At 73.7% G+C, this 9,451-nt stretch carries 9 protein-coding genes; 6 read left to right on the plus strand and 3 right to left on the minus strand.

The window, feature by feature from the left end:
- The first annotated feature begins 198 nt into the window (after positions 1-198).
- The 3 genes from ACZ47G_RS32480 to galE all read left to right on the plus strand — a co-directional run bounded on the left by ACZ47G_RS32480 (position 199) and on the right by galE (position 4,416).
- Entirely contained in the window at positions 199-2,409 is a 2,211-nt protein-coding gene (locus ACZ47G_RS32480; protein ID WP_465748877.1) for an RICIN domain-containing protein, read from the plus strand.
- A gap of 139 nt (positions 2,410-2,548) precedes the next feature.
- Positions 2,549-3,205 (plus strand): hypothetical protein, encoded by a 657-nt coding sequence (locus ACZ47G_RS32485; RefSeq protein ID WP_465748879.1) that lies wholly within the window; start codon positions 2,549-2,551, stop codon positions 3,203-3,205.
- A gap of 194 nt (positions 3,206-3,399) precedes the next feature.
- Positions 3,400-4,416 carry a UDP-glucose 4-epimerase GalE gene (gene galE / locus ACZ47G_RS32490; protein WP_465748881.1) on the plus strand — a complete coding sequence of 339 codons (1,017 nt, stop codon included), beginning with the start codon at positions 3,400-3,402 and terminating at the stop codon, positions 4,414-4,416.
- A 5-nt stretch (positions 4,417-4,421) separates the two neighbouring features.
- Here the strand turns inward: galE and ACZ47G_RS32495 are convergent, their stop codons facing one another.
- On the minus strand, positions 4,422-5,126 hold the full coding sequence (locus ACZ47G_RS32495) for a lytic transglycosylase domain-containing protein (protein ID WP_465748883.1): 705 nt from the start codon (positions 5,124-5,126) through the stop codon (positions 4,422-4,424).
- Positions 5,127-5,209: 83 nt separating this feature from the next.
- Positions 5,210-5,416 carry an antitoxin gene (locus ACZ47G_RS32500; RefSeq protein WP_465748885.1) on the minus strand — a complete coding sequence of 69 codons (207 nt, stop codon included), beginning with the start codon at positions 5,414-5,416 and terminating at the stop codon, positions 5,210-5,212.
- 257 nt (positions 5,417-5,673) lie between these two features.
- Here ACZ47G_RS32500 and ACZ47G_RS32505 point away from each other — a divergent pair, with 257 nt between their 5' ends.
- Entirely contained in the window at positions 5,674-6,276 is a 603-nt protein-coding gene (locus tag ACZ47G_RS32505) for a DUF6542 domain-containing protein (protein WP_465748887.1), read from the plus strand.
- Positions 6,269-7,909, plus strand: coding sequence for an LCP family protein (locus ACZ47G_RS32510; RefSeq protein ID WP_465748889.1), 1,641 nt, complete (start codon positions 6,269-6,271; stop codon positions 7,907-7,909). The genes ACZ47G_RS32505 and ACZ47G_RS32510 overlap by 8 nt, the downstream gene beginning before the upstream one ends.
- Positions 7,910-8,101: 192 nt before the next feature.
- Here the strand turns inward: ACZ47G_RS32510 and ACZ47G_RS32515 are convergent, their stop codons facing one another.
- Positions 8,102-8,905 (minus strand): nucleotidyltransferase domain-containing protein, encoded by an 804-nt coding sequence (locus ACZ47G_RS32515; RefSeq protein WP_465748891.1) that lies wholly within the window; start codon positions 8,903-8,905, stop codon positions 8,102-8,104.
- 132 nt (positions 8,906-9,037) lie between these two features.
- Here ACZ47G_RS32515 and ACZ47G_RS32520 point away from each other — a divergent pair, with 132 nt between their 5' ends.
- Positions 9,038-9,451, plus strand: coding sequence for a DUF4259 domain-containing protein (locus ACZ47G_RS32520; protein ID WP_465748893.1), 414 nt, complete (start codon positions 9,038-9,040; stop codon positions 9,449-9,451).

The following is a 9,451-nucleotide window of genomic DNA, read 5'->3' on the forward strand; positions in this document are numbered from 1 at the left end:
AGCATCGCCGCGCCCCGACCGTCCTCGCCGTCCTCGCCGTCCTCGCCGTCCTCGCCGTCCCGCCCTCGCCTCGAACGCGCCCGGGAATTTCGCAAGAGGTTTCTGTTATTCCCGGCGGCCCCCGCCGCTCTCCCTCGTGTCGGAAGGTCCGCGCCCCGCACCACCGGGCACGGACCGTCGCACGAGGAAAGGAACGCGATGGGACACCGGAGCAGCGAACTCCGTCGCCGCAGGCGTCGAAGGCTCACCCGCAGGAGCGCCCTGGTCGCGGTGGCGGTGGCGGCCGGACTGGTGGCGGGCACCCTGGGCCTGCGCAGCGCCATGGACGCGGGGACGGGGCACAGCGCCGTGACGGTGGCGGACGCGCCGGTCGACGCGGTCGCGGACGACGGCGGGCCGGGGGAGACCGGCACCGCCGAGGGCGCCACCAAGGCGCCCGCGCCCAAGCGGGACGAGAAGGCCGCCGCGCCGAAGTCCATACCCAAGGACCAGCCCGAACGCGGCCTGGTCTACGCGGGGTTGACCCTGCCGACCAGCGACCGCTGCGGCAACATGCTGGAGGTCGCCGGCAGCAGCCAGTGCAGCCACGGCCCGGACGCGCCGCCCAAGGAGGTGGACATCCACAAGGACGTCCCGCCGGTCGCCGCCCCGGCCGCCCAGGCGCCCGCGCTCACCCCGCCCGCTGGTGCCCAACCGCCGTCCGCCGCCGACCTGTTGAAGGGCGGTGCACCCGTTCTCGACGCCGCCCAGAAGGCGCTGCTCGGGGACGCCGGCAGCGCCGCCGCCCCGCAGGACGCCGCCGCCCCGGCCGCCGGCTCGGGTCTGGTCTGCGAGGGCGACGGCAGCAGCGGCAACCGGGTTCAGGTGGTGTACGTGCACACCCCGGGCAACGACCGGTTCGCCCAGTACCTGCCCTCGTTCAAGAAGTGGGCCGCCGACGTCGACGTCATCTACAACGCGAGCGCGGCCGAGACCGGCGGGGTGCGGCACGTCCGCTTCGTCACCGAACCCGACTGCACCGCCTCGGTGTTGAACGTGCAGATCTCCGACGCCGAGATCCAGGACTTCAACGCGAGCAACCGGGCCCTGGCCGCGCAGGGGTTCAACCGCAAGGACCGCAAGTACATGATGTTCACCGACGCCAAGGTGTACTGCGGGATCGGCACCTTCGCCGGCGACGAGCGCGCCGGGCAGGACAACCTGAGCAACTTCGGCCCCTCGTACGGCCGGACGGACTCCGGCTGCTGGGGCGGACACACCGCCGCGCACGAACTCGGGCACAACCTGGGCGCGGTGAACAACAGCGCGCCCAACTCCAGCAAGGCCGGGCACTGCACGGACACCTGGGACCTGATGTGCTACTCGGACGCTCCCTACTACCCGAAGATGCGGGTCGTCTGCCCGGACCGCGCGCATGACGACCGGCTGGACTGCGGCCACGACGACTACTACAACACCGCGCCCGCGCCCGGCAGTTACCTTGCCACGCACTGGAACGTCGCCAACAACCGCTTCCTCATCACGGGCAGCGGCGACGGCAGCGGTACCGGCAACGGCAGCGGCACCGGCCCGAACCCCACGCCCACCCCGACCCCGAGCACCGGCCCCACGGCTACGGGCACGCCCACCCGCACGCCCTCGCCGTCCCCGACGCCCACCGGCGGCCCCACCGCCACGCCGACCCGGTCCCCGTCGCCGACCGCGACCCCGACCACGGGCGGAAGTCGGCCCGAGGTGACGGTCAGTCAGATCACCCAGAATTCGGTGATGCTGAGCTGGAACCCGGTCGCCTCCGCGGCCGGCTACGACGTCCAGCTCAACGGTCAGACCATCGGCACCGTCCGCTCGACCGTGGTCGGCCTGGTCCGGCTCGCCCCCGGCACCGGCTACACCGTGGCGGTCGCCGTCCGGGACGCCGCTGGAAAGGTGGCCGAGCCCGGCCACGCGGCAAGCTTCCGCACTCTCGCCGACACCGGCCGCCCGCAGCCCGGCGCCCACTACACCATGGTCAACGGCCTCACCGGCCAGGCCGCCGACCTGTGGGGCAGCTCGATGAACGACGGCACCGTGGCGATCGGTTACCAGCGCACCGGCTACGCCAACCAGAAGTGGCAGTTCGAGGACGCCGGCAGCGGCGCGGTGCGGATCAAGTCCGCGCGCTCCGGCAAGTGCCTGCAGCTCGGCGGCAGCCCGGTCGCCGGGCAGTACGTGGCCCAGCAGCCGTGCGCCGACACCGCCGCGCAGAAGTGGCAACTCGCCTCCGGCGACGGCGGGTTCGCCCTCAAGGCGGACGGTTCCGACCTGGTACTCGGGCTCAGCGACCGTTGGTACTACGGTGGTTGGCTGCTGGAGCTTCAGCAGCCGAACGGCCGGCCGTACCAGAACTGGTCGCTGCTGAAGACCTCGTAGGCCCGGAGCGGGCCCGGAGGCCCGCTCCACCCCGCACCACGGGTGCGGCCGCCCCCCACCCGAGGGCGGCCGCACCCGGCGCCACCGCCGGACAGGCCCTGGCCGACACCCTCACCCCACCGCCCGAGGAACGCCCGACATGCGAACCCGCACCCGCCCGCTGCTCGCCTCCCTCGCCCTCGCCACCGCGGCCGTCCTGCCCGCCGCCGCACCCGCCGCCGCCCACGGCGACGCCGTCCACCTGGATGTGACCGGCCAGCAGAACGGCCGGGTCAGCGCGGTCGCCACCTGGGAGAACGACCACGACCCGGTCACCGAGGACTTCGCCGGCACGCTCTCCGCGACCGCCTCCGACGGCCGGACCGTCGGCCCCTGGCCGCTGGTCGCCCTGCCGGGCCGGCCGGGGACGTACTCCACCCGGGAGCTGCTGCCCGCCGGGCACTGGAAGATCGCCGTCGACTGCGCCTTCCCCTCGCTGGGCCACGGCGAGCGCGAACTGGACGTCGAGGCGGCCGCGATCAGCGACCCGGCGCCAGTGGACGCCGCCGCCACCTCCGGGACCCCGACCCCCGCCGCGACCCCCGGGCCCGTCGCGACCTCCGCGACCCCCGCGCCCACCACGGCCTCCGCCCCGCCGGTGGCCGGGCCGCCGGTGGCCGCCGGCCCGGCCACCACCGCCGCGCCCGTCCGCGAGACCACCGACGACGCCACCACCTGGGCCGCCATCGGTACCGCCACCGCGGCCGTCCTCCTGGTCGCCACCGGCTTCTGGCTGCGCGGCCGCGCCCGCCGCTGACGCACCGGAACGCCGTTCGGTGAACCGGCGCACCGGCGAACACCCGTGCGGCGCGACGGTGATCGGTGCCCCGGTGATCGGCGCCCCGTGATCCATGCCGCACGGCAAGCCGGGAACCGACGGCGCACGAACCACGTCACAGCGATCACTGGGCGTCACCGGACGTCCGGCCGATCGCAAGGGAGCATCCGCGTATGAGGAAGGTCCTGATCACCGGCGGCGCCGGTTTCATCGGCAGCACGGTCGCCTCCGCCCTGCTCGACCGGGGCATCACCCCGGTCGTCCTGGACGACCTGTCCAAGGGCCGCGCCGAGTTCGTGGCGAACCGTGTCTTCTACGGGGGCGATGTCGCCGACGCCGCCCTGCTGGAGCGGATCTTCACCGAGCATCCGGACATCGACGCCGCCGTGCACTGTGCGGCCAGGATCGTCGTCCCGGAGTCGGTGGCCAAGCCGCTGTTCTACTACCGGGAGAACGTCGCCAAGACCGTCGAGCTGCTCGACGCCCTCCAGCGCCACGGCTGCACCCGGGTCGTGTTCAGCAGCTCCGCCTCGATCTACGCGCCCACCCCGGACGGCAGGGTCGCCGAGGACTCCGCGCTCGAGGCGAACAGCCCGTACGCGCGCACCAAGCTGATGATGGAGCAGGTGCTCCAGGACTGGACCCGGGGCGAGGGGGCCGAGCGGCAACGGGTCATCGCCCTGCGCTACTTCAACCCGATCGGCGCGGACTCCCGGCTGCGCACCGGCCTGCAGAACCTCAACCCCAGCCACGCCCTCGGCAAGCTGATCGAGGCCCACATCGACGGCACCCCGTTCACCGTCACCGGCGTCGACTGGCCGACCAGGGACGGCTCCGGCATCCGCGACTACGTCCATGTGCAGGACCTCGCGGAGGCCCATGTCGCGGCGCTGCTCCGGTTCGACGAGGTGATCGCCCCCGATGCCGCCGACCGCTACCGCGCGGTCAACGTCGGTACGGGGGAGGGCACCACCGTCCGCGAGCTGGTCGCCGCATTCGAGCAGGCCGTCGGCGGCAAGCTGGAGGTCCGGGAGGCCGGCCCGCGCCCCGGCGACGTGATCGGCGGCTACGCCTCCGTCGACGCCGCCCGTGAGCTGCTCGGCTGGACGCCCAAGCGCACCCTCGCCGAGGGCGTCGCCGACGCGCTCGCCTGGCGCGCCAAGTGGGCCGCCCAGCTCGGCGCCGAGTAGCCGCGCTACTTCACGGCCTCGCCGGACTTCGCCCAGTTGTCCCGCAGCCGGTCCAGGTAGGACTGCGCCTGCGGGCCGATCTTGACGCCCCGGGCGAAGGCGAGCATGTTGCCCGCGCCGGCGTTGTAGCCGAGGGCGGTCAGCTCGTCCCTGCTCAGCGGGACGCCCACCGTGGCGGGGAGCTGTGCGGCGAGGTCGTGGAGGTGCCAGGCGGCCGCTTGGACGGCCAGGTTGCGGTCGTCCGGCAGCTCCTCCCAGTGGCGGGAGGCGAACGGGCGGCCCGGTTTGGTGTCGTCGAAGGCGGCCCGGTGCATGTTGGCGATGCCGAAGGCGGAGTCCGGTTTGCCGCGCTGCCAGGCCCGTTCGAAGTCGGGGTCGTGCGGCTTGTACGCCTCGTTGTAGAGGATCGCCATCAGCAACTGGGGGTTGACCCCGGCCTCGGCGGCGTACTGGCGCACCGGGGCGGCGTAGTCGGCGGGGTCGTAGGGGCCGGTGGGAGCGGAGGACTTGGTGGGCTTGGTGGCCGCCGCCGACGGTGCGCCCGGGGCGGAGCCGGACGACGGGGAGGCGGCGGACGGTGCCGTGGAGGGCGCCGCCGAGGTGGCCGCGGTGTCGTGGCCGCCCCCGCGGACGATGCCCCACCCGCCCGCCGCCAGGACGCCGATCACGATCCAGCGCCCCCAGCGGGACCCTTTCTGCTCCTCGCTCACCGCTGCCGGTCCCTCCCCGCTAGCCCGTCATCCAGTTCGATCACCGTACGGTCGACCGTGTCCCGCGGGGGGCCGGTCCGACGCTATTCGGCGGACTTCCGGTCCCCGTCGAGGTTGCGCAGGAAGTCCTTCGCCTTCTCCACGCCGGTGTCGATCTGCCCGCTGTACTTGCCGTCCGTACGGTCGTCGATCGCGTCGCCGACCTTCTCCAGGCCCTGCCCGAGCACGTCGCTGTGCTCACGGGCGAGGTCGGTGGCCTTGTCCGCGAGGTTCTTAAGACTTTCAAACATGGTGACGCTCTACTCCTCTGGTGCGTTCCTGTTGGTGTGCCGACGTGGCGGGGATCATGGTCATCCTAACGAGGGCCCGCCGGTCGGTCCGTTGCCGCGGATCGGCGGCGGGTGACTTTGCTGAAATGGGTTTGTATGCTCCTCATCAGCCTCTACAGGTCTGTAGACGGTGGGGACCGCCACAGGACGGATGGCGTCCCGGCACACGCGGTGGCGTGGTCGCGGCGCCGCAGCCGAAACGATCGAGGGAAGTGCGCATGGCCGGCCAGCGGGCGAGAACGCCGTACCAGGACGCGGGACCTCGCGCCGAGGACCCCGCCGTGCCCGCCCAGCGCTCCCACGGTGCCGACGGCGGCGCCGACCAGGTGCGCGACGCCCGGCCCCAGCGCGCCCGGCCCCAGCGCGCCCGGCCCCAGCGCGCCGGGGCCTCGCGCCGCCGGCAGCAGGCCCGCCGGCGCGGCGGACCGGTCGCCGCGCTCGCCGCGGTCGGGCTGCCGCTGCTCGGCGGGATCGCCGACGAACTGGGCGGACCCGGGGTCGGCATCCTGTTCGCGGTCGGCGCGGTGCTCGGCACCGGCATCGCCGCGTTGCTGTGCAGCCGGCCCGGCCGCTGGTGGGTGCTGACCGCCGCCCCGGTGGTGGTGCTGCTCACCGCCTCGGGCGTCGAGTACGCGGCCGAACCCGACAAGTACCAGGGCAAGGGCCTGGGCACCGGCGCGGTGCGCTGGGTGGTCGAGGCGTTCCCGGTGATGGCGGCGGCGGTGGCCGTAGCGGTGCTGGTCATCGTGGTAGGGGCGGTGCTGGACCGTCGTCGGCCCGCCCGTCCTGGTGCGCCGAACGGAAGGGGCCGCCGTGGCTGAGCGCACCCACCGCTCCGGCGAGCGGGGCAACCGTCCGGCCGAGCACGCCGGCCGACCGCGCGGGCGCGCCCCGCGCCGCGGCCCCGCGCCGCTGACCGTGGCCGGCCGCACCTTGGCCTGTACCGTCTCGGTCGCCGTGCTGGGCGCCAGCGGCTTCACCTGGTACGAGTACCGCAGCCTGGACGACGGCATGATCAAGTCCAGCGCGCTGAGCGAGGCCAAGAAGAACGCCCCGGCGCACCTGGACAAGTCCGTCAACCTGCTGCTGATCGGCCTGGACAGCCGCAAGGACATGGACGGCAACGACCTGCCCAAGCAGTTCGTCGAGGACGAACTGCACGCCGGCTCCAGCGAGATCGGCGGCTACAACACCAACGCCCTGATCGTGCTGCACATCCCGGCCAACGGTGGGAAGGTCACCGCGCTGTCCGTCCCCCGCGACGACTACGTGCAGACCGCAGGCGCGGACGGCAAGATGCACAAGATCAAGGAGGCCTACGGCATCGCCAAGGAGGCCGCCGAGGCCAAGCTCGCCGGAAAGGGCCTGTCCAAGGCGGAGTTGGAGCGGCAGAGCCGGGAGGCGGGCCGCTCGGCCACGATCCAGACCGTGCAGAGCTTCCTGGACGTCCCGATCGACCACTTCGCCGAGGTCAACCTGATCGGCTTCTACGACATCGCCAAGGCGGTCGAGCCGATCCAGGTCTGCCTCAACCACCCGGTCGACGATCCGATCATCGCCCGGACCGCCACCCACGAGGGCGGCGGCACCGGCCTCAAACTGCCCGCCGGGATCAGCTCGTTGGACGCCGCCCAGGCGCTCTCCTTCGTCCGCCAGCGGCACCACCTCACCAACGGCGACCTCGACCGCACCCACCGGCAGCAGGCGTTCATCTCCTCCGTGGAGTACAAGCTCAAGCAGCAGGGCATCCTCAACGACTTCGGGCAGATGCAGAAGCTGTTCGGGGTGGTGAAGAAGGACGTCGTGATCGACAACGAGTGGAACATCCTCGACTTCGCCCAGCAGGCGCCCAACCTCACCGGCGGCAACGTCGAGTTCAACACCCTGCCGATCACCGGGTTCAAGACCATCGGCGGGCAGGAGGTCAACACCGTCAACCCGGACCTGATCAAGAAGATCGTCCGGCAGCTGTTCAACCACGAACAGGAGCCCGCCGCCCCGGGAGCCGCCGCCCCCGGCGACGCTCCGGGGGAGACGGCCCCGCCCACGCCCTCGCCGAGTGCCGCGCCCAAGTCCGTGGTCGACGTCAACGCGGCGGCGGGCGCGGGCGCGGCCGCCACCGAGTCCAAGGCCCTGGTCGACCTCGGCTACCAGGCGGGCCGGATCGGCGACGCCCCCGCGCGGACCCGCACCACCACCGTGAGCTACGGCAGCGGCGCCAAGGCCGACGCCCAGGCGGTGGCGGCCCGGTACGGCGTCACGGCCGTGCCGTCCGCGGCGGTCGCGGCGGGCCACGTGCTGGTCACCCTCGCCGCCGGCAGGACCCCGACCCCCACCCCGGCCGCGACGGCGTCGGGCGCACCGGCTCCGGCCGGCGCCTCCGCGGACCCGGCCGCCGGGCTGCCGATGCAGGGGCCCGCGGTGAAGGCGGGCGGGATCCCCTGCGTGGACTGATCCTGGGGGCGGCACCGCGTGGCACGGCATGGCATCGCTCGGCCTGGCCTGGCCTGGCCCGGACCGGACCGGACCGGACCGGCCCGGCTCGGATCGGCACGGCATGGCCCGGACCGGCCCGGCCCGGCTGGGTGAACACCCGTGCCGGGAAGGCCGGTTCGGCCCCGCCCAGGGGCCCGGGTGGGTGACCGGTCAGGGGCGCGGGGCCTTCTCGCCGTGCACGGCGGTGTACTCGGCGGCGAGCCAGGGGGCCAGGCCGTCGACGAGGACGGCCAGGGTGGCGCGGTCGGCGGTGGGGGTGCGGGCGACGGCCGCGGCGAGGCGCATCTGCTCGGCGCGGCCGGGGTAGTGGGCGGCGAAGGCCTCGGCGGAGGCGGTGAGGTCGCTCGTCCAGCCGTTCCAACGGGGCATCACCAGGGTGAAGCCGGTCCGGACCAGCCGCCGGGAGACCGTGCGGCTGAGCGCCGTGAGTCGGGAGTCCGGGTCGGTGGCCAGTCGTTCGCGCCAGCCGGGGAGGGCGAGCGCGAGGTCGCCGTTGGTCTCGCGGGCGAGCAGGGCGGTCGGGCGGTAGCGGGGCAGCCGCCGGCCGAGGTCCTCGCCGAGCAGCGGGGTGCACAGACAGGCGACGAACCAGCCCAGGTCGTGCCGCTCCAACTCGCTGAGCAGGGTGTCCACACCGAACAGCAGCACGCCGGCGCCGTCGACCTGCGGGAAGTCCGCGTCGAGGGCGGCCTCCAGGGCGCGGGCGTCGGCACGGTCCTCCGGGGTGGGCTCGTGGCGCAGGGCGAGCAGCAGGTCCAGGTCGGAGACGCCGGGGACCGCCGTGCCGCGCGGGACGCTCCCGTACAGGTAGGCGCTGTGCAGCCGGCCGGGGCCGAAGGCGGCGGCGATCCGCTCCCGGGCGGCGTCGACCAGCGGCCCGAACTCCGGCGGGACGCGCTCCAGCGAGCCCTCCCGCGCGATGTACCCGTCCTCGTCCAGTCCGCTGCCGATCATGGCGGCACTCTGCCGCGCCGCCGCGCCGTTGGCCAGTGGTTTTCCGCGGAGTTGACGCCCGGTCGGTCGGCCGGCCGCATTGTCAGTGGGGTGTGCCAGCATCCATCGGGTACGAACACGGAGGGAATGCGCATGGGTACCTGGGGCACCGGTCACTTCGACAACGACACCGCGGCGGACTTCGCGGGCGGCCTCGACGACGCGGCGCCGGACGAGCGGACGGGGCTGCTCCGGGCGGCGCTGGAACGCGCCGCCCGGGGGCCGGAGTTCCTGGACGACGACGAGGGGGTGGCGGCCGTCGCGGCCGCCGCACTGGTCGCGGCGCAGTGCCCGGGCGGCACGGCGGTGACCACGGCCTACGGTCCGAAGGAGGCGATACCCCTGCTGCCGGTCGAGCTGCGGGCGTCGGCGGTGGCGGCGCTCGACCGGGTGTCGGCGGAGGAGTCGGAGCTAGGGCGCGTATTTGGTCGTGATCAATCTGTGGGATTCGCCCTCGTGGCGGGGTCTGATCCGGTAGACCATGTCGTGTGGCGCGATTCCAACTGA

Source organism: Kitasatospora sp. NPDC030952, assembly GCF_055571335.1.

What these genes read in the sequence shown, in the direction of transcription:
- ACZ47G_RS32480 (WP_465748877.1), top strand. Translation starts at nt 199, where the DNA reads ATGGGACACCGGAGCAGCGAACTCCGTCGCCGCAGGCGTCGAAGGCTC.
- ACZ47G_RS32485 (WP_465748879.1), top strand. Translation starts at nt 2,549, where the DNA reads ATGCGAACCCGCACCCGCCCGCTGCTCGCCTCCCTCGCCCTCGCCACC.
- galE (WP_465748881.1), top strand. Translation starts at nt 3,400, where the DNA reads ATGAGGAAGGTCCTGATCACCGGCGGCGCCGGTTTCATCGGCAGCACG.
- ACZ47G_RS32500 (WP_465748885.1), bottom strand. Translation starts at nt 5,416, where the DNA reads ATGTTTGAAAGTCTTAAGAACCTCGCGGACAAGGCCACCGACCTCGCC.
- ACZ47G_RS32505 (WP_465748887.1), top strand. Translation starts at nt 5,674, where the DNA reads ATGGCCGGCCAGCGGGCGAGAACGCCGTACCAGGACGCGGGACCTCGC.
- ACZ47G_RS32515 (WP_465748891.1), bottom strand. Translation starts at nt 8,905, where the DNA reads ATGATCGGCAGCGGACTGGACGAGGACGGGTACATCGCGCGGGAGGGC.
- ACZ47G_RS32520 (WP_465748893.1), top strand. Translation starts at nt 9,038, where the DNA reads ATGGGTACCTGGGGCACCGGTCACTTCGACAACGACACCGCGGCGGAC.